Source organism: Vibrio sp. RM-69-4 (assembly GCF_024743775.1).
Lineage (GTDB): Bacteria > Pseudomonadota > Gammaproteobacteria > Enterobacterales > Vibrionaceae > Vibrio > Vibrio anguillarum.
The window spans coordinates 51132-72282 of the sequence record NZ_JAMQXI010000031.1 but is presented as its reverse complement, the minus strand read 5'-3'; the positions used below and the strand labels follow the sequence as shown (position 1 = coordinate 72282).

The 21151-nt window shown below is 44.9% G+C and carries 12 protein-coding genes; 7 read left to right on the top strand and 5 right to left on the bottom strand.

The window, feature by feature from the left end:
• Nucleotides 1-134 precede the first annotated feature (134 nt).
• Nucleotides 135-2198 (top strand): DNA helicase IV, encoded by a 2064-nt coding sequence (gene helD, locus NB504_RS03310; RefSeq protein WP_094149880.1) that lies wholly within the window; start codon nucleotides 135-137, stop codon nucleotides 2196-2198.
• Nucleotides 2199-2301: 103 nt separating this feature from the next.
• On the opposite strand, the gene NB504_RS03305 is transcribed toward helD, so the two are convergent.
• Nucleotides 2302-2757 (bottom strand): methylglyoxal synthase, encoded by a 456-nt coding sequence (locus NB504_RS03305; RefSeq protein ID WP_029189757.1) that lies wholly within the window; start codon nucleotides 2755-2757, stop codon nucleotides 2302-2304.
• A 52-nt stretch (nucleotides 2758-2809) separates the two neighbouring features.
• The gene (torT, locus tag NB504_RS03300) at nucleotides 2810-3811 is read right to left on the bottom strand and encodes a TMAO reductase system periplasmic protein TorT (RefSeq protein ID WP_258428268.1); all 1002 of its coding nucleotides are present in this window, start codon (nucleotides 3809-3811) and stop codon (nucleotides 2810-2812) included.
• An 88-nt stretch (nucleotides 3812-3899) separates the two neighbouring features.
• On the opposite strand from torT, the gene torS reads away from it, so the two are divergent.
• Entirely contained in the window at nucleotides 3900-6797 is a 2898-nt protein-coding gene (gene torS / locus NB504_RS03295) for a TMAO reductase system sensor histidine kinase/response regulator TorS (RefSeq protein ID WP_258428267.1), read from the top strand.
• Between the two features lie 143 nt (nucleotides 6798-6940).
• On the opposite strand, the gene pyk is transcribed toward torS, so the two are convergent.
• Complete coding sequence (gene pyk, locus NB504_RS03290; RefSeq protein ID WP_019280880.1) at nucleotides 6941-8404, bottom strand: pyruvate kinase; 1464 nt, start codon at nucleotides 8402-8404, stop codon at nucleotides 6941-6943.
• A 187-nt stretch (nucleotides 8405-8591) separates the two neighbouring features.
• Entirely contained in the window at nucleotides 8592-9971 is a 1380-nt protein-coding gene (locus NB504_RS03285; RefSeq protein ID WP_026028333.1) for an MFS transporter, read from the bottom strand.
• Nucleotides 9972-10246: 275 nt separating this feature from the next.
• Here NB504_RS03285 and NB504_RS03280 point away from each other — a divergent pair, with 275 nt between their 5' ends.
• Genes NB504_RS03280 through NB504_RS03270 form a run of 3 tightly spaced genes read left to right on the top strand, consistent with a single transcriptional unit; the run spans nucleotide 10247 to nucleotide 15202 of the window.
• Entirely contained in the window at nucleotides 10247-11599 is a 1353-nt protein-coding gene (locus tag NB504_RS03280) for an ABC transporter substrate-binding protein (protein WP_258428266.1), read from the top strand.
• Nucleotides 11596-13944, top strand: a complete 2349-nt coding sequence (locus NB504_RS03275; RefSeq protein ID WP_258428265.1) for an ATP-binding protein — start codon at nucleotides 11596-11598, stop codon at nucleotides 13942-13944. The genes NB504_RS03280 and NB504_RS03275 overlap by 4 nt, the downstream gene beginning before the upstream one ends.
• Entirely contained in the window at nucleotides 13934-15202 is a 1269-nt protein-coding gene (locus NB504_RS03270; protein ID WP_094167572.1) for a sigma-54 dependent transcriptional regulator, read from the top strand. The genes NB504_RS03275 and NB504_RS03270 overlap by 11 nt, the downstream gene beginning before the upstream one ends.
• Before the next feature lie 181 nt (nucleotides 15203-15383).
• Here NB504_RS03270 and NB504_RS03265 read toward each other — a convergent pair whose 3' ends face one another.
• The gene (locus NB504_RS03265) at nucleotides 15384-16532 is read right to left on the bottom strand and encodes an iron-containing alcohol dehydrogenase (protein ID WP_026029117.1); all 1149 of its coding nucleotides are present in this window, start codon (nucleotides 16530-16532) and stop codon (nucleotides 15384-15386) included.
• 165 nt (nucleotides 16533-16697) lie between these two features.
• On the opposite strand from NB504_RS03265, the gene NB504_RS03260 reads away from it, so the two are divergent.
• Nucleotides 16698-17579, top strand: coding sequence for an AraC family transcriptional regulator (locus tag NB504_RS03260; protein WP_013867892.1), 882 nt, complete (start codon nucleotides 16698-16700; stop codon nucleotides 17577-17579).
• Nucleotides 17580-17935: 356 nt separating this feature from the next.
• Nucleotides 17936-21091: a chitinase C-terminal domain-containing protein gene (locus NB504_RS03255; RefSeq protein ID WP_258428264.1), complete on the top strand. Its 3156-nt coding sequence runs from the start codon at nucleotides 17936-17938 to the stop codon at nucleotides 21089-21091.
• Nucleotides 21092-21151: the final 60 nt, after the last annotated feature.

The following is a 21151-nucleotide window of genomic DNA, read 5'->3' as shown; positions in this document are numbered from 1 at the left end:
TTAACACTCTGATCAAGATAAAGAAAAAAGTCTACTTGATTACAAAATCAACAACAGCAATCTTGACATTAATTTTTCAATGCCCACTGTGATTGGTATATCATATTCACATTCTTATAAAAGAGCATAAAACCATGCAGCTGAGCGCAAATAAGCCTGCACAATTTCTCATTCAAGACGAATATAACCAAGTTGAACTTGACCAACAGCGTTTGATTATCTCCTCGGCTGTCAGCGAAGAGCGGATCCCGTTCACGGTTTGGAACGGTAAAGTCCGTGTTAAGCGTGGTTTGTTTTGGGGAGCATTGCAGTTTTTTGCGCATGAAGATGAAGGCGTTCAGCAATCATGGTTGGTGCAAGGTTTGCCTTGGCCCGAGTGCCGACAGTTTGCCCATACGGCGGTAGCGGCTTATCAACAATGGCACAATCGTCAATGTGTGCAGTTGAGTCAGTATCTGCCTCGCTGGGAGCAAGAGCTCAATCGCTTGAAGCGTTTACCCTCTTTTTTGCCGCACTCCTTATTGGATGTTTGGGCTTTGCAAGTGGAAGCTGATTTTTCGACGATGGACATGAAATTAGCCGAAGCACGTCAACGGCTACCTGATGCTATTGCTCAGCTCTCGCCTTGGCTTACGGATCGCTCGGCGTCCCTTGCCCAACGAAATCAACACTGGCTTGAATTGGAACGTCAAAACTGGGAAGTCTTATTCTCTCAAGTCGAAAGTTCTCCACTTAATTTGTCGCAGCAACACGCAGTGCTACTCAATGATGATCACAACCTCATTCTAGCGGGTGCAGGTTCGGGCAAAACCAGCGTTTTGACGGCGCGTGTTGCGTATCTACTCCAAAGTCACCTTGCACAGGCCCACGAAATTCTACTGGTGGCTTTTGGTCGCGATGCGTCGAAAGAGATGGAACAGCGATTAGATAGCAAAATCGGCATGGCGGCGGAACACGTTCGCGTTAATACCTTCCATCAGTTAGGGCTGAAAATTTTAAACGAGGTCGAAGGGCGAGAAGCGATCATTTCGCCAGTGGCTCTAGACAGTAACTTAAAGTTGGCATGGTGTATTGATTGGTTGAAGAAACATTGGATGACGCCGACCAATTTTAAGCGTTGGCAGAAGCATTTATCTAAATGGCCAATTGCTTATTTAGCTGGTGATGATGAACTGGGCAGCCATGTTGAAAACCCAAAGCTGATTGCATGGTTGGAAAAGCAGCTTGAGCAACTGGCTATGCTTGGTCTTGGGAAAAAGGAGCTGCAACAACGTTTGATTGACCATCCAGACTATTCAAGGCTGAACAGTGAGCTCTCTTTGTGCTGGCCATGTTACCAAGCTTGGTTACAAATGCTCAAAGAGCAAAATCAAATCGATTTTAATATGATGATCAGCCGCGCAACGGAATACGTTGAAAAGGGCAAATTTAAATCGAATTGGAAATTCATCATGATCGATGAATACCAAGATATTTCACCACAGCGATTGGCGTTGATCCAATCTTTGTGTGAGCAGCAGCCAGGAGCGTGTAACTTGTTTGCAGTGGGTGATGATTGGCAGTCAATCTATCAATTTGCTGGTTCTGACGTTGATCTTACGACTGGGTTTAGTGAGCGCTTCCCACACTCGACGGTTCATTATCTGGATACGACTTATCGTTTTAATGATCAGTTGGGTGCGGTGGCTAACCAGTTTATTCAAGCCAATCCGAATCAGTTACCAAAAACACTTAACAGCTTCAAGCAGCAAAAGCAAAAATCAGTTTTTATTGCACCAAGCAACAACATTGAAAAGATCTTGGATCAACTCAATCGCCAAGCGAATAGTACGCAATCTGTGCTATTGCTTGGACGAAACCATTACCATAAACCAGAACTTCTTAACGACTGGAAAAAGCATTACCGCTCACTCAATATAGAATTTATGACTTGTCATGCCAGTAAAGGTAAAGAAGCCGATTTTGTGATTGTGCTCGGTGTTGATGAGGGGCAGTTTCCGGCTCGAGTGAAAGCGCTGCATATCGATAGTGCATTGAGCCAATCGAATGATGATTTCCCCTACGCCGAAGAGCGCCGTTTATTCTACGTTGCAATGACCCGCGCTAAAGAGAAAGTGTGGATCACGCACTCGGGCAGTGGCTCGGTTTTTGTTCGCGAATTGCTATCAGGGGATTACCCAGTGGTGAAGCAGAAATAACGCATCCTTTGGAAGAGGATGCGTTCACGCAGGCGATCAAGTTGTCTTATGTGGTGATTTGGATTTTGACTGTGTGTCTCTGTGCGTATGTGAAGGTTATAGGTTACATGCGTTCAGCTAGATAAGCTTGGTAATCAGGGATCTCGATATCGACCTCTTGCTCTATCAACTGTGAAGAGAACAAAAATTTAGCACTGGCGCGGTTTGTGGCAACTGGAATGTTCCAAACGCTGGCAATTCGTAGCAGAGCTTTTACATCGGGATCATGCGGTACGGCATTGAGTGGATCCCAGAAGAAGATCAATACATCAATTTTGCCTTCAGAAATCAACGCGCCAATTTGTTGGTCGCCACCCATCGGACCGCTGATCATGCTTTTTATAGCAAGGCCAGTCTCTTTGCTGAGCATGCTGCCAGTGGTTCCTGTCGCGTATAAAAAATGGCGCTGTAGTTTTTCTTTATTTTCTTTTACCCAGCGAAGTAGTTCCGGTTTGCAGTTGTCGTGAGCGACGAGAGCGACATGCTTATGCGCAGGCATAGTCCGAGTCGTTGTTTGCATTGAAGAGTCCCTATGATTCAAATCAGTATGTTAAATAGCGAAATCGCCACTTTTATTCAATCTCTTTTACGCTAAAAGTCGGCCTATATTCAGATGGAGATAACGAATCTGCAATTATCTGCGGATTGAGTGACATAGGCGTTAAGGATTCGATAATCGGTGCAGCTTTTTTTTCATAAGGTTGCTGATTGAAAAAAGCCGCAGCTTGTTGAATGGAAAGCCTGCCTTGCTCGACCATTTTATCCGTTGGCGCAAATTCGACTCGGCCACGCAGTAGCCCGCGGTAGACGCCATGACTTAAATAGGTTGCCACCAAACCGATGTGGTTTGTCATCCCTGAGGTTCTCAATTCACTGATCGCCGCTTCAATCGCGACGGCGCTGCCCACAATATAGCGAAGTTCGGGATACTCCATCACTTGCTGCACTAAATTACGCTGCAGCTCTTTATCGTTATCTGCCCATAAGTTTTCGACTACGTTTATATCACTACCTTGTATTGCGCGATAAAAACCTTGGCTAACAGGTTTTGTTCCTCCACTTGTTTTTGGACCAAGTAGTAAAGCGATCTTAGTTTTACCACTGCCTTGTGGGTGCTTGTCAGCAAGATATTTTCCCGCGTAGTACCCCATCCAATACCAATCGACACCCACTTGACCTTGTAGCCGCGCAGACTGCTGCTGATTCAGAATGAGTTGATTAACCGTTGCAAACACAGGCGTAGAAGCGACGTATGTACTTAAGTCCGTTGTGTAAAGATCCGGCGCAACTGTACCGAGAATGATCGCATCAGCGCCCCAACGAACGCACAATGAAAGCTGTTCTTTTTGTCGTTCGTGATTAGGATAACCACCCGATTCTAACACGCGTAAATTCAACTTCTGTTTTCTCGCCTCGTCAACCATTCCATAGTTGACTGATAACCAATAGGAATCTTTGAGGTGAGGGTATAAAGCGCAGACTTTCTTATGGGGTTCGGCGAATGTTGTGCTGCTAATCAAGCTTAAAATCAGCAGTAAAAGCGTTGGGGAAATAAGGTTTAAGATCAATTGCATTCGCTATTCGTTGGCATAACGTGAGTAAACACTGCAAAATATAGCCCATTCCGTGTTGCTTAAGAAGTAATGTTTGAGGTTGGGTGCCATGTTGTTAGCCAAAGCCAGTATTGGCCGAAAATTAATGTTGTCCTTTTCGGCAATGGCCCTGCTCGTTTTGTTATCGGCGTTGATCGGCGTGTTTGGTTTTTCGCTGGTGGCTAAAACCGAACGTAATGTGGTGAATTCTGCCATTCCTTCGATGCTGGAAGCGCGTCAAGTGTCGGAGTTAAGCACACGAATCATTACGTCTGTGCAAATGTTAACCAACTCTAAAACAGAGCAAGAGCGCCAGCAGTATGGCAAAGCGCTTTTCGATCAGCTTCAATCTTTGCTTAATCACATCAAGCAGTTGGGTGCCGATTCCTTTGATTCAGAACTGCTGACGCGCCTAGAAAATGATGTTCAAAGCGTTATCGATACATTGGCTCAGCTTGGTATTACGGTTGAGCGTAAGTTGTATCTGGCACATGACTTAAGTGTTCGAGTGGAAGAGATGCGACAACTGGCGCTGCAATTGGAAGAGCTGACGCGCACTCAAGTGCTCAATACCAGTACCATCGCAGTGGCGAATGTGACGCACATTTATGACTTGCTGCAAGCCGATAAAACATCACAAGCGTACAAAGCGTTAGACGCTTTAGTGGAAGTTGACCTCGATCTTTCAGAGCGCTTGCATGAGCTTCATTTGCTGGCGTTCAAAATGCTCAGTCACATCGAAGAGACACGCACGGTTACCGATGTTGAGCGAATCCAACAAATCCAAACAGAGTTTTTGCATAACCTCACCATCATGCAGCGCAGAGTACGCGCGGTAGAAGACCCGGCGCGTTCGAAGCAAATGACAGAGCTGCTTAATGAGTTAGAAAAGCGCAAAGTGGTTTTTAGTGTTTTGCAGCAACGTTATGATAACGAACAGGTCGCGAAATCGCTCACACAAAACACCTTAGTACAGTTTTCAGATCTCAATACTACCGTCAGCCGCTTAGTGGATGACTCCAATCGTACAACGACCCGCGCTGTTGAGCAGCTCTCTACAACCTTGAACATGGCACAGTATACATTGACCTTATTAACCTTGGTTGGTCTTCTCATTGCAGCTTTCATTATGTGGAAGGTCGTCTATCTGTCGGTGGTAAAACGTTTAGCCGAATATTCATCGGCACTGTTATCCATCGCAAAAGGGCAACTGCAGGTTGAAGTGGCAGTCCAAGGAGAGGATGAACTGGCGCAAATGGGGCAGGCGATCATCACGGCTCGCAATACCGCGCAGTCTCTTAAAGTGGTGGCGGAAAGTGAAGCGCAGGCGAGAGAGGCGTTACAAGAACATAAAGAGCACTTAGAGGAAGTGGTTACCGAGCGAACAGAACAATTACAACACACCAATGAGAAACTCAATATGGAAGTGTTGAATCATGCCAAAGCTCGCAACTTAGCCGAGCAAGCCAGCCGCGCTAAATCGGCATTTTTGGCCACCATGAGCCATGAAATCCGCACACCAATGAATGGCGTATTAGGCACGGCTCGTTTATTACAAGAGATGCCATTAACCGTTCAACAGCGCCAGTATGTGGACGTGATTAACCGCAGCGGCCACACCTTGTTGTCCATTTTGAATGATGTGCTGGATTATTCAAAAATTGAGGCCGGACACTTAGAAATTCGCAATGCCAACTTTAATTTGCATCAAATGGTGGACGATGTTTACCAACTGATGAAAGGACGTGCTGAAGAAAAGTCGCTTGAATTTACCAAGCAGATTGAACTGGATGTTGCTTCTTTTTGGGTGGGTGATATGACTCGCTTAGGTCAAGTGCTGACGAACCTTGTGGGTAATGCCATCAAATTTACCGATCAAGGTTATGTGGATATTTATGTCAGTCTTGATGCTGAAATGTCTAATCAAGTGACATTTGAAGTGTCGGATTCCGGTGTTGGAGTCAGTGAACAGGATCAAATCAGGCTGTTTGATGCGTTTACTCAAGCTTCCAGTGAGCAAAGTTACAAAGGCGGTACTGGGCTTGGTTTGGCTATCAGCAAACGGCTTGTTGAAGCCATGGGCGGCGAGCTTAAGCTTGAATCAGATTTAGGCAAAGGAAGCCGTTTTGAGTTTACTGTTCCTTTACAGCGAGGAGAGGCAGTGAATGCAGTGGTTAAAAGGCCGATAGCCGCGACGCGAGAGGCCAACATCTTGCTGGTGGAGGATAACCCTGTCAACTGCATGGTTGCTGAGGGGTTTTTGGCCAGTCTCGGTCATAATGTGCTCACCGCGAAAACAGGCGCTGAAGCTCGGGTTCTGTTTAGTGAGTATAGGTTTGATATTGCACTGCTCGATATTAATCTACCTGACGTTAATGGTGTTGAGCTGTTGGCGCAGCTCAAACTTATCGAACGTGAACAGTATTCGCATCTACGCCCCACACCGATGATTGCTATTTCGGCTCATGTGTTTAATGAAGAGGTGGAAAGCTATTTAGCAGCTGGTTTTGATGGCTATTTGCCCAAACCTTTAGTCAAAGAAGATCTTGCACAACTTGTCCAGCAACGTATTGAACACAATACCTTACCCGTTGAGTTGATTGTGCCTACGCACGTAACCTCTGATAGCCAAAAATCCGCTCGTCCGATTATGGACGAGCGGATCCTACTCGCGGATATTGAGGTGCTAGGGCGTGACAAGATGAATGAAATCATTGAGCTGTTCGCCGATTGCACGCATGAATACCTACACGAGTTTCGCCAGTCTAGGGAACAGGCTCAGATCGTTAAGTCGTTAGCACACAAATTGAAAGGTTCAGCTGGCAGCTTAGGTTTGCATGCCTTGTTTGATCTGTGTTTAGTCATTGAGAAAAGTGCTGACTCTGCGCAAACGTATCAAGAGCTACAAGCGAAATTAGAAGCCTTAGCCGCTCAATCCATTCATTCACTCAGGTTACTGTTTATATAAATAATTGGCTGTTGGCATCATTAAAAAGGGCCTGCGACAAGCGCAGGCCAAGTTCCCTGTGGAGCAAGGTTTTTTAGGGGGAGGTGTTGAGATCACTGAATAATTTTAATGATCTCATGATTAGCGGCGCAGAACCCTACATTCTACGCGGCTAATTCTTTTACTACTGGCAACGTCAATAAACGACAGACGTTAATATTACCCACGCCTTCGATCGATTCTAATTGTGTCATCAAAATGGATGAAATATGGCGGTTAGCCGCGTCTTGTGCCAGAGCGTTAAGCACTTGCTGAGACAGCAAATCCGCTTGTGTCGCTAATGATGGAATATAGGTTGGTGTAACGCCGCGCAAAATGGTTAATTTACGCAGCAGTTCAGGCCTGTCGGAGAGTGCCCAAATGGTAGCTTGGCTTTGACAGCGAGACATCAACAGGGGTGTTTCTCCCTGTTGAGTTAAAATGGCGACCCCAAGATCTTTATGAACCTTAGTCGCCGATATCATGGAGGAAAGCGCGAAGCTTTTGCCCGCATCGCTGCACAAATGATGCAGTTTATCCCATGAATTTTGCGCACAGCCTAACTCTTGTTCTGCACCATGAGCGATACGCACCATCGCTTCTACTGCTTCAATGGGATAGCTTCCCGCCGCTGATTCTGCTGATAGCATAATAGCGTCAGTGCCATCAATAATCGCGTTTGCTACATCAAGCACTTCTGCGCGTGTTGGCAGCGGGTTGTCAATCATCGACTCCAGCATTTGTGTTGCGGTGATAACGGGTTTGCCTAAATAGTTTGAGCGCGCAATCAACGCTTTTTGTACGCCGGGTAGGCGAGCATCACCGATTTCAACGCCTAAATCACCACGAGCAACCATCACTACGTCGGATGCATTGATGACCGCGTCCATATTTTTTTGATCGCTCACCACTTCGGCTCGCTCTACTTTGGCGACAATGTGTGCATGACATCCGGCTTGTACCGCTAACCGGCGCGCTTCATGTAAATCCTGGGCATTACGTGGAAATGAGACGGCTAGAAAATCGGCTTGGAGTTTCGCGGCAGTGATGATGTCTCGTTTGTCTTTGTCCGTCAGTGCCGGCGCGGAGAGGCCACCACCGAGCAAATTAATGCCTTTGCGATTAGACAGCTTACCGTTGTTTATGACGCGAGTTTTTACCCACTGCTGTGGTTTGTTGAGTTCTTCGACCCGGAGTTGTACTCGGCCATCATCAAGCAGTAAAGTATCACCCAACTTCAAGTCTTGAATCAGCTGCGGGTAATCTAAGCCCACACGTTCTTGGTTACCAGCCATTGTGGGGTGAAGCCCATCGAGAATAAATGAGTCACCCGCTTTTAGAGTGATCGCACCGTCTTCAAAACAGGAAATACGGATCTTAGGTCCTTGTAAATCGACTAATATGCCGACACTGACACCAAGCTTTTGTGAAATGTCACGTACTAACATCGCGCGTTCAATATGCTCGTCAGCGGTGCCGTGAGAAAAGTTTAAACGTACAACGTTAACACCAGCATTAATGAGCTTGGTGATCATCTCACGGCTTTGGCTTGCAGGGCCAAGCGTTGCAACGATTTTTGTTTTACACATAGTGGTATCCTATAACGACACTCGCTATAGCCATTTTACTTGAAGTTATGGTGGTGCAAATTGCACTTGTCCATTGCTCTCGGCCGACATTTGGTCGATTTTTCAAGTGATTTGGATATAGAAAATAAGAATGAAAATAAGAAAATAACAGGGAGGATTATCCCCCCTGTATCAAGGGTGTTATAGATTAGAGACTTGGTTTCGTTTCCAGTATCTGGCCCGTAGGAGCATCAATATCCGTTACTTTCTTGGCATTCCATACCGTAGTCGCAAGCAGTAAAGAAATCACGCCAGCGGCCAACCAGAAATATTGTGCTTGAGTAAAGTCATATTTGGTTACGCCATCTACTTCCGTCATTTTAATCAATGATGAAGACACCAGTTCTTGAGCCGAAGCGGCTAAGTAAGAGAACAAACCAATAAAGCCCTTTACGGCACCGACGGCATTTTTAGGCATTAAGTCACAAGCCGTTAGGCCAGCAAGAAATACGACAAGCCCACCAATCGCAAAACCAATTAAGCCTAGAGCAACAGCATCTACCATACGGTTATCGGGGCCGAAGAACATCAAGCACATACCTGCAATGTTGGCAAATCCGTAAAGTAGCGTTGGGATATGACGGTTAGCGTTGAATACTTTATCTGAAATGATACCAGACAAAATAGCGCCCGCGAGGCCTGCAATAGGGTAAGTGGACATTGCAAAACCAGCATCAATCAGTGAATAGCCTTTGGTTTCTTGTAGGTATAACACCGCCCAAGAAGACATCGCATAGCGAGAGATATACATCGCGGCACAAGCAGCGGCAATCAGCCAGACAGTCGGCTGCTTCAAAATGAACAGTTGAGCGCGACGTGTTTCCTTTGGATCGTTGGCTTTTTTGAACTCGGGCTCTTCACCAAATGCTGTTGCAACATCAGGTAAACCATAGGTTTGCGGACGATCTTTCAGTACAAAGAACATAATCAATGCAGCGATGATGGCAGCAATGCCCGCACCGATGAAACCTGCTTGCCAGCCTAAATAACTCACTAGCGTTGCTGTTAGGATCCAAGTGATGCCTTCGCCGATATTTCGAGATCCTCCCCAAATTGAATAACGGCTTCCGCGTTGTTTAGGTGAGAACCATTGGAAAAGCGAGACGCAAGAAGGCGCAGAACCCACCGATTGGAACCAACCATTGACGGCCCAAAGTAACACAAAGAAGAATGCCGTGGTGTTCAACCCCATGAATATGGCAGTGGCACCGGAAAGCAGTAGTGAGAACGACATAAATCGGCCGATGTTGGCGTAGTCAGAAAGGAAACCGTTCGAAAACTTACCAAATGCGTAGGTGAAGAAGAAGGCTGATCCCATGATCCCGAGTTCTTCTATCGATACGATGCCGGCATCAAGCATCGGTTTTTTAACGACACCTAAACTCATACGAACTACATAGAACATGGCGTATCCAAAGACTAAGCCTAAGAATACTTGCCATTGAAAACTTTTGAAACGCGATTGCATTGCGCCCTCAGAGCTATCCGATAGCGGTAGATCTGGGCGAGTTTTAAAAAAGTTAAGCATGGAGCTCTCCATTCATCAAATACTAAATAGGGTTATTACTAAATAGGGTTGTTTCGTTGTCGGAATGCATCTTCAAACAAATGGGTATGGGGCTCAAAAGTGCCAATTTGAGGCAGAAATGACTCAAATTGAGAGTGTGAATGGGTCAAAAATGGGAATTCAGCGAAGGGTAAATTATGTTTTGCTGATAAAATTGAAATTGTAATACGCTGTTTTGCGTCATAACTGACACAAATGTTTAATAATTTATTTTTAGCTAAACGGTAGAGTTTTGAGTGAACGCACAATTTTTAGGGTTTTATGATTTAAAAGCGGTTTCCCGTTCTTGTACCTTATTACGCTGGTGCAAATGGATGGTGCTACTAGGATCGATAGCGGCGGCTATCAATACCGCTTATGCAAAAGAGAATGAGTTAGTCATACTGACCACATTTTCACGTGAACCCTTGCTACCTCTTATTGAAGAGTTCAGCAAACAGTATCAAGAGGTTGATGTGCAAGTTGTCCACCGTAGAGCACAATCGAGTATTCAACTGCTTAATAAAAGCTATATCCAGAATATTGATGTAGTGCTGAGCTCATCGCCTTTTTTAATGCAGCATTTAGCAAATAGCAATAAGCTCGCAACCTTACCTGCCCATTTGCAACCACCAGAATGGTTAAAACCCTATATGTTACCGCCAACCGATAAAGTCGTGACGATAGGCTATTCTGGCGCTGGTTTGGTATGGAATCGTGACTATCTCAGCTTACATCATTTACCGATGCCTACGTCGTTCACCGATCTGGCTAATTTTATCTATTTTGACCACATCACGATGAGTACCCCAACACGTTCGGGTACTACTCAGTTAATGGTCGAGAGCATTCTTGCTAAATATGGTTGGCAACAAGGGTGGCGGATTTTACTGAACGTGGGGGCAAATTTAGGGACAATTTCCTCACGCAGTTTTGGTGTGAGTGATTATGTAGCCAAAGGGCAATTTGGGATAGGCCCAACGATTGATAGCTATGCCAGCATATTAGAACGAAAATTTGAGCACGTTCAATTTCGCTATGATGAAAGTTTTACCCTAATGCCCACATACGTCGCCCAAGTGAGCCTGCGTGAAAATGATCAATATGCGAAGGCATTCATCGATTTATTGATGTCAAAAGCGGTACAAACGAATATGGATAGCAATAATTTTTCTAAACATGCGATAAACGATAAATCCCTGTTTAATGAGGCATATACACAGTTGTCCATGGCATCCATTACACATCGTGAGGAGTTAGTTAACTTATTGTTTGAAATTGCGATTACCAAACGCTTACCTCAGTTAAAAGACACTTGGCTCGCAATCAATCATGCTAAAACCAAGTACGCACACAATGAACCCGCTCTGAAGCTCATTGAAAATATTGAAACTCGAGTGTTCTCTTTACCTGTGACCGAAACAGAGTTAGCCGTGGTATATCAGTCATGGCAAAAAATCAGTGTTGATGAGGCGCAGTATGAGACACACTCCGCCGCCATTTCTATGCAAGTAGCGGAACTGACGCATCGTTGGAAGATGCAGTTGGCATTAACCTTAGAAGAAGCTTTGTCCGATCTAAAAAACTTGGACCGGGTCGATACGCCATGATTTTTCCGAAATACAACACGATTGGCGCGAGACTGGTTTTAGCCTTTGCGTGTAGTACCTTGCTGTTGACGATTGTCAGCATCATCGCATGGGGAACATGGAATAGTTTAGATAATCAAGTGAGCGAGCTGCTTGATAAAAGTGTTCCTAAATATAATGCCAGTTATCTGCTCGAAAGCAGTAGTTCGGAAATTAAAAGACGGATCGAAATCATCTCAAATACGCGTAACAAAGTTGAGTTGGATGAGCAACGGCAACGTTTGGATAACGATTTAACGACGATCAGCAAAATATTAAGCGAGATTGAATTGAACAGCGAGCAGCAACGGTTGCTTGCTGGATATCAACGGCTACGTAATCTTAGTGAGCAATTCGGTCTTTTGGTCGGGCAACGGATTGATCAAAGTCGTCAAATTGAGTTACTTCAAGAGCAGATCCAATGGCTACATCAAGATATTGGTTCTGAGTTGACTCCGCTGCGCCAAGAAATACAGTGGCAGCTAGAGCGTAAAATGAAAGGTAATGAAAGCGACATGCTGTTTGCGAGTTTAGGGGCTGTCCAGTCTATCCTAGATGGTGAGGCTCAAACGTTTATGTTCGCAAAAGAGCTCATCCAATCTAAGCATATTAGCCAAGTGAATAATGGCATGAAAGTACTACAGTTCCGTCTTGAAGAACTGTACGCACAGAGTGCGCCGATTTTTTCACAACCTGCAACCATCGCCTATCAACAATTACTCAGTGAGCTAATGGATGTATTGAGTTTGAATGGCTCTTTCCATCAAAACTTACGTTCTATGGTGCGTTTAAATGCCCAGCTTGATGATATTCGAGCTGAAGTTCAGCAACAGCTTCTCCACCAACATACTGATATTGCGATGTTGGTCGCCAACGCCGATGAGTCGTTTGTTCAAGCGAAAAAAGAGACCACGGAACTGGTTTCTCATGGTAACCGTATTCTGTTTGTCTGCTTTAGCTTATCGATCATTATCAGTTTGTTTTTGACTTACTATTTCATCAATCGTCGGATTGTGGGCCGACTTAACCGCCTTAGCGACAGTTTAGATGCCATCATTCATAATGATCTATCACACCCTATTGTGGTAGACGGCAGAGATGAAATTGGCCGGATCAGTGAAAAATTGGTTCAGTATGGTAAAAAAGTGGAGGAAATGGACCGAACCAACGCACTGAGTTTGATTAACAATACGCAAGCGAGTTTAATCACTTGTGATTTGGATGGTTATATTGAATCGGCTAACTTAAGCGCTCGTGTTCGCTTGAATATAGACCAGAATGAGGACCCGAAAGCCTTTTGGCTCTGTTTTTCAACGTCAACTCAATCGCAGTTGCAAGCACTGTTTAACCCAGAGGCTAAGTTGATCGAAAATGGTGCAGATGTCATTACGTTATCGTTAGGCGATGTAAATAAACCTTATTACTTGCGCTTGTATTTACGTAAGTATACCCACGGTTTAAGCGATAAAGTTATCATCACGATTACGGATGTTACCGATCAAGAGCACGCTAATCGATTATTAGAAGAGCGAGTTCGAGCAAAAACTCATTCATTACGTGAAAAAAATCATCAGTTACTCGCTGAAATTGAGCAGCACCACCGGACCGAAAACCATCTTAAAAAAACACAAAGTGAGTTAGTACAAGCCGCTAAAATGGCGGTGGTCGGGCAAACGATGACCAGTTTAGCGCACGAATTGAATCAACCATTAAGCGCGATGTCGACTTATCTCTATAGCGTAAACCTTGCTTTAGAGCAGAAGAAAACAGAGCAAATCAGACATTCCATCGATCATATTGAACATTTAACAGAGCGAATGGGCAAAATCATCAATGGGTTACGTCATTTTTCTCGTAAAAGTAGCAGTGATGAAACCCTTACCCCTGTCTTGATTACTGATGTTATCGGTCAGGCTATGTTGTTGGTTGAAACGAAAGCGAAACGTCAACAGATAGTATTGCAAAGCCATATTCATCAACCAATTCAAGTCATTGCAGATCAAATCGGCTTGGAACAGGTATTGATTAATTTGTTGGTAAATGGCTGTGAAGCGGTTGTGGGATGTGAGCACAAAAAAGTTGACGTGATATTGCTGTCGAGTACGCCAACGCATCACGTTGTTGCAGTATGCGATTCAGGGGCTGGATTTGCTCATGATGTCGTTGAAAAACTCTTTACGCCCTTTACCACGACCAAAGAAGTAGGTTTGGGCTTAGGGCTGAATATTTGCCGCTCGCTCATAGGAAAAATAAAGGGTCAAATTTATCTTGCCTCGACAGTCAGTCGAGGTGCAATGGTCGTGCTGGAGTTGCCTTATGAATCATAATTATTCTGTTTTATTGATTGATGATGACCAAGATGTCCTTGACTCATATTCGCATCTTATGTCGATAGCTAATTTGCCGTCAAAAGCACTTCTTAACCCCACCAAAGCGTGTGAGTTTATCCATTCTGATTGGGCTGGAGTGATATTGCTTGATGTCTATATGCCACAAATGAACGGCATTGAATTGCTTAAAGCGATTAAATCGATTGATGAGCATATTCCTGTGATTGTCATTACTGGCCACGGAGACATTCCTATGGCGGTAGAGGCGGTCAAAATAGGGGCATGCGATTTTCTTGAAAAGCCAATCAATCCTGCGGAGTTATTGAGCTTAGTGAAGAAAAATCTCGATATTCGTCGTCATTTTGTACAACAAAAAACGGCTATGGCCAACTCAATCAAATGCGAACTCATCGGAAAATCCGCTCAAATGGGGCAAATTCGCCACCATGTTGCTCAGTATTCAATGCTCAACAGTCATGTTGTTATTTGTGGAGAATCGGGTGTTGGACGGCATACTATTGCATATCTCATCCACCAACTGACACAGGGTAATCATTCTTCATCGCTGGTGGAATTAACCGTTTCATCAGCGACCACGCTCACACAGATTGAACAAAAATTAGATGCAAGTGAAAACGGTACATTGCTAATAGACCACATCGAATTACTTTCTGAAGAATTGCAGCGTTATTTGACTCAGAGGATGCTTAACCAAGAACGCCTAAGCAAAGCTCGAACGCGCGTTATTGCTATTTTAGGTACGGAACCTGAGGCCTTGATTACGGCTAATCGGTTGCAGCCAGAACTCTATTATTTGCTAAACCAAGGCGTGATAGAGGTGCCTGTACTTCGACATCGTCCCGATGATATCGCTACTTTGTTCCATTATTTTCTCAAGCAGAGTTGTAATAAATTGGCGAAACCTTTGCCAGCGGTAGAACTGAGTTATTTGTCGCTACTGCGTGCACATCAATGGCCGGGAAATGTACGAGAGCTGAGAAATGTAGCTGAATTATATGCGATAGGTATTGTAAAACTGACGGGAAAAGAGCGTTTGTACAATCAGTCTGATCTTTTATCACCGCTTGATGAATTGGTGGATGATTACGAAAAGCAAATTATTGAAGATGCATTATTTCTCCATTCTGGTCGCGTCGCTGATGCCGCAAATTATCTGCAAGTACCGCGTAAAAAGCTCTACTTACGAATGAAAAAACATGGTTTAGAAAAGGATGACTTTAAAAGTCGTTATTAGTTTTTCAGTTTTAGGTGGTGGATCAGTTTGATAATGCTGGCATGGTAATGAAAGGCCGCTACATAAAGTATCCAATACAAAAAAAGTACAAAAAAAGCAGCGCCCAATTGCGCTGCTTGATGTAGCTGAATCTATGCTATTGGAATGTTGAAATCACTACTCACTCGTCTAAAAAATGAGGCTAAATGATAGCTTGTTCCAAAATTTCCCGTGATTTTTCAAGCGTGATGGCTTGCTGTTCACCCAAAACAAGCATTCCATGTGCGTTCAGTTGAGCGATAACTGCGTCTATGGCCGCTTGCTTGCTACTGTTATGATCCGCAAATTGAGTTGGAACATTCAAGCTGTGGTAGAAGGCTTCAATCGCATCGATTGTGCGTAAGGCAAGATCGCTAGTTTGATTGAGTCCAAAGACATTTTTGCCCATTTGCTCAAGTTTAGCGCGTTTGTTCTCAAGTTGATTGCGCAGTAGGGAAGGCTGCACAATCGCTAGCGAACGGGCGTGATCAACATGCCATAATGCGGTGAACTCGTGACCAATCATATGAGTCGCCCAATCTTGTGGAACGCCAGTACCGATCAGGCCATTTAGTGCTTGGTTCGCTGTCCACATCAGGTTTGCTCGCCATCCATCATTATCACGCTGGTCATATTGTTGACCCAATACCAGCAAGTTTTTAAGTAAAGTTTCGGCATAGCCGTCTTGAACCATCGCATTGGTTGGCAAGGTTAAATATTGCTCACAGACGTGTACCCAAGCATCAACAATACCGTTGATCAACTGGCGCTCAGGCAGTGATTTCATTACATCTGGATCAAGCACTGCGAACTTAGGCTGTACCGCTGGAGCCATAAAGGCCAATTTGTCTTGTGTTTGTGCTTTGGTAATGACCGCACCCATGTTGGATTCAGAACCGGTTGCTGGCAGAGTCAGAATTGCACCGATAGGCGTAGCTTCAGTAACTTGATGTTTACCCACCATGATGTCCCAGCCATCCCCATCATACTTAGCCGCCGCGGCAACGTATTTTGAACCATCGATAACCGAACCACCACCCACGGCAAGAATAAAGTCGATGTCCTGTTCTTTGACGATAGCAACCGCTTTATCTAAGGTTTCTTTGGTTGGGTTTGCTTCTACACCTGAAAACTCGACCCATTGGTGGTCAGTGAGTGCACTCACGACTTGGTCATAAACACCATTTTTTTTGATCGAACCGCCACCGTAGATCACCAGTACTTTTTGGTCAGTTGGAATCGCCTGACTGATTGCCGAGATTTGGCCTTGGCCGAAGTGAATTAGAGTAGGGTTAACATAAGTAAATTTCATTATTCTCACCTTTGCTTATAGAAAAGGAGGCGGCGCCTCCAAGGCAGTGTTTTACGATGTGCATATTAGTATTAATTATCCAGTCAATATAGACCAATTTCTCGAAATTAATTGCCTAATTCTCTAATTGTCGTATTCTTCCTTCAGTTTTGATAAGGGGGCATTATGAGTAAACTGGCGCAACTGATGCAGCAATACATTGAAAAACAATCTTTAGATCATTTGGAAGGTATTCACCAAACGGCAGTGCCGAGCGTATTGTTTTATCGCAGCAGCCGCGGTAATGGTAGACAACCCCTTGTGTATCAATCCGGTATCATATTGTTGGGGCAAGGACATAAACGCATTCATATTGGTAGCCAACCCGTAAATTATGGCCCTAATGATTACTTGGTTGTTGGGGTACCTTTACCACTTGAGTGCGAAGCTTTTGCGTCAGAAAGTGAACCGTTATTGGGCTTGACTATTAATATCGATCACTCACTTCTCCTTAAACAGGTTGATCGACTTGAGGCTGCTGGTTTTTTATCTGATTGCATAGACAAATCAAAATGCGGGCTGAAATCAGTAGAAATGGGCGCAAAGATGCAAGCAAGTGCGATTCGTTTGATGTCTGCATTGGTTGATGATCTTGAAGCTAAAGTGCTTGGCGAAAGCTTAGTCGAGGAGATTGTGTTTCGGGCATTAACCAGCGAGCACGGTTATGTGCTTTTTGATCTCGCTCATCAAGAAGGACACTACGCCCGGATAGCCAAAGCGTTGAGTAAAGTACATCAAGAATATGATCAGTCCATTACCGTTCAGTTACTCGCCGAAGAAGCCAACATGAGTGTTTCGGCATTTCACCACGCCTTTAGGCTGGTGACGTTAGAATCTCCTTTACAATATTTAAAAAAAGTCAGGCTTAACAGAGCGAAAGAGCTGATTCGTGTGGAAGGCAAGCGTGTGAACGATGCCGCTCGTTTAGTTGGTTATGCCAGCGCATCTCAGTTTAGTCGAGAATATAAGCGACATTTTAATGAAACCCCAAGAGGAGTACAGCGTTAGAAATAGCGCATAAAGTTAAACTCTACATTTTTGTAACAATTAGTGTTGTTGCATATTTTTTGCTCTTTTTGATAGTGTGTAAGTTAAATAACCGGCAGGTAGCCCGTATATTGTTCTGATTTCGGCGCTTTTTTTAGAATCGGAAAATTAACTAATAATTAGTTGTTGATGCAAAATAACGATGTCTCTTTTGCAGAAATAGTGCAACTTGTTGCGAGTGATTTTTGATATTTGAACAAATTGAGGTGCTTATTTATCGCTCTGTCCTACAGTTGTTTCACGTGAGAATTAAAGTCTGGTTTCTTCTTGATACGAGGCTTTTTATAGTGAAACAATAACTTAAGGAATGAGCAGCTATGCATTTAAACAACAGGACAGTGGCAAAGGGTGTTTTTACACTGAGCACTTTAACGGCCTCTTGCTTGATGGCTTTTAACAGCTATGCAGCCGTTGATTGCACGACACTAAGCCCTTGGGGATCGTCAAAAGTTTATACTGGCGGTAACAAGGTTCAGCACAGTGGTACCGCCTACCAAGCTAACTATTGGACTCAAGGTAACGATCCAGCCAACTTTTCTGGTGATTATGCCCAGTGGAAAGTGTTGGATGTTTGCGCCACTTCCGGTGGTGAGAACCAGCTACCGACCGCGAATCTCTCTTCACCTTCCGCAGCAGATGTGATTGCTGTCGGTGATACCGTAATATTAAGTGCGAACGCAACCGATAGTGACGGCAGCGTTGCTCGAGTCGAGTTTTCTGTCGATGGTGCAATTGTGGATATAGTCACCACGGCACCTTATAAAGCCACGTGGGTCGCAACCGCTGGTCAGCATGAATTCAGTGTTGTAGCCATCGATGATAAAGGTGATGCCAGCGTGAAAAGTGCAACGACCTTAACGGTGAAAGAGGCACAACAACCAGGCAACCAGGCTCCAACTGTTGATATTACGCTCTCTGCGGTCTCCGTTGACGTGGGGGCTTTAGTCACCTTAACCGCAAACGCTGCTGATACTGATGGAAGCGTCGATAAAGTTGATTTCTTCGTTGCGGGAACGCTGGTTGGAACAGCTGTTAGTGCTCCGTATACCTTAGAATACACCGCGACAAAAGCGGGTAACTTGGCGGTGTTTGCACGCGCCACTGATAACCTTGGTGCGACGACAGATTCCACGTTAGCGACTTTAACAGTCAATGGCGCGCCAATAGCTAATAATTGTCGTCCTGATGGTTTATATCAAACCGAAGGTGTGAATGTACCTTATTGCACTGTTTACGATGCGGAAGGTCGTGAGATCATGGGGGCGGATCATCCACGTCGTGTTATCGGTTATTTCACCAGTTGGCGTGCGGGTGATGATCCGCAATCGGCTTACCTTGTAAAAGACATCCCGTGGGAGCAGCTCACGCACATTAACTATGCCTTCGTCAGCATAGGTTCCGATGGCAAAGTGAATGTAGGCGATGTGAACGATCCCAATAATGCGGCAGTGGGCAAAGAGTGGCCAGGGGTTGAGATTGATCCTGCATTAGGCTTTAAAGGTCATTTTGGTGCATTGGCAACAGCGAAGAAAAAATTTGATGTTAAGACCTTAATTTCTATCGGAGGCTGGGCTGAAACTGGCGGGCACTTTGATACGGCAGGCAACCGTGTCGCCGATGGTGGTTTTTATACGATGACAACCAACGCGGATGGCTCTATCAACCACGCTGGTATTGAAAAATTTGCAACATCGGCTGTTGAAATGATTCGTAAATATCAATTCGATGGTGTCGATATCGACTATGAATATCCAACCTCAATGGCGGGCGCAGGTAATCCAGATGATAAAGCGATTATGGAACCTCGCCGTGCTTATTTATGGGCGTCGTACCAAGAGTTAATGAAGGTACTACGTCAGAAGCTTGATCAAGCATCGGCACAAGATGGCCACCATTACATGCTGACGATCGCAGCACCATCTTCTGGTTATCTATTGCGTGGTATGGAGACATTTGATGTCACTCAGTATCTTGATTATGTGAACATCATGTCTTATGACTTACACGGCGCATGGAATGATCACGTGGGTCACAACGCGGCTTTGTACGATACTAGTAAAGATTCAGAGTTAGCACAGTGGAACGTGTATGGTACGGCTCAATACGGTGGTATTGGTTACCTCAACACTGACTGGGCTTATCATTATTTCCGCGGTTCTATGCCCGCAGGGCGTATCAATATCGGCGTTCCTTACTACACGCGCGGCTGGCAAGGTGTCACGGGTGGAGAGAATGGTTTATGGGGGCGAGCGGCATTACCTAACCAAGCTGAATGTGCTCCGGGCACTGGTGAGGGTGAGAAAAACAACTGTGGCCACGGCGCGGTGGGTATTGACAACATGTGGCACGACACCGATCCGAAAGGAAACGAGATGGGCGCAGGTTCAAACCCAATGTGGCATGCCAAAAACCTAGAGAAGGGGATTTGGGGCTCTTACGCCCAAGCTTATAACCTTGATCCAGTGAATGAGCCTGCCGATCAACTTGTCGGTCTTTACCAACGTCACTACGACAGCGTTGCCGTCGCGCCTTGGCTGTGGAATGCCGATAAAGGGGTGTTCTTATCAACTGAAGATAAAGAGTCTATCAACACCAAAGCCGATTATGTCATCGATAAAGAGATCGGCGGCATCATGTTTTGGGAGTTAGCGGGCGATTATAACTGTTATGTATTGGATGCTAATGGCCAACGCACTCAAGTGGATTCAACAGAGCAAGCTTGTGCAAGCGGAAATGGCGAATACCACATGGGTAATACCATGACGAAAGCAATTTATGACAAGTTTAAGTCGGCAACGCCTTATGGCAACACGCTTGCAACAGGAACGATTGCCAGTGAAACCGTAGACATCGTGGTCTCCGTTGGTGGATTTAAGGTGGGTGATCAAAACTACCCAATCAACCCTAAAATCAGCTTTACTAACAACACAGGTCAAGAGATCCCAGGTGGTACTGAGTTCCAGTTTGATATCCCCGTATCTGCACCTGATAATGCTAAAGACCAATCTGGTGGTGGCTTGAAGGTGATTGCTTCTGGCCATACTCGCGCCAACAACGTCGGTGGTTTAGACGGCGTCATGCACCGCGTAGCGTTTAGTTTACCGAACTGGAAAGCTCTGCCCGCAGGCGGCGTGTATGAACTGGATATGGTTTACTATCTGCCTATTTCTGGGCCTGCAAATTACAGCGTAAACATTAATGGTGTCGATTACGCCTTCAAGTTTGAACAACCGGATCTTCCACTTGCTGACCTATCTTCTGGTGGCAGTGACGGTGGAGATACTGGCGGTGGCGATACCGGTGGTACCACGAATCCTAGCAATGTCATTACTTGGGTTCCCGGATCCACACAGGTGAAAACTGGCGATGTTGTGATTTACAACGGGAAATGTTTTATTGCCAAAAACAACCCTGGCGTTTGGGAGTCACCGACTCAGTCAAATTGGTTTTGGGATGCAACAACGTGCCCATAACCGAGCGTGATTAATCGGTATGTTTTGAACTCAGTGTAAAGTAAGAAGCCTTAGCGTGTG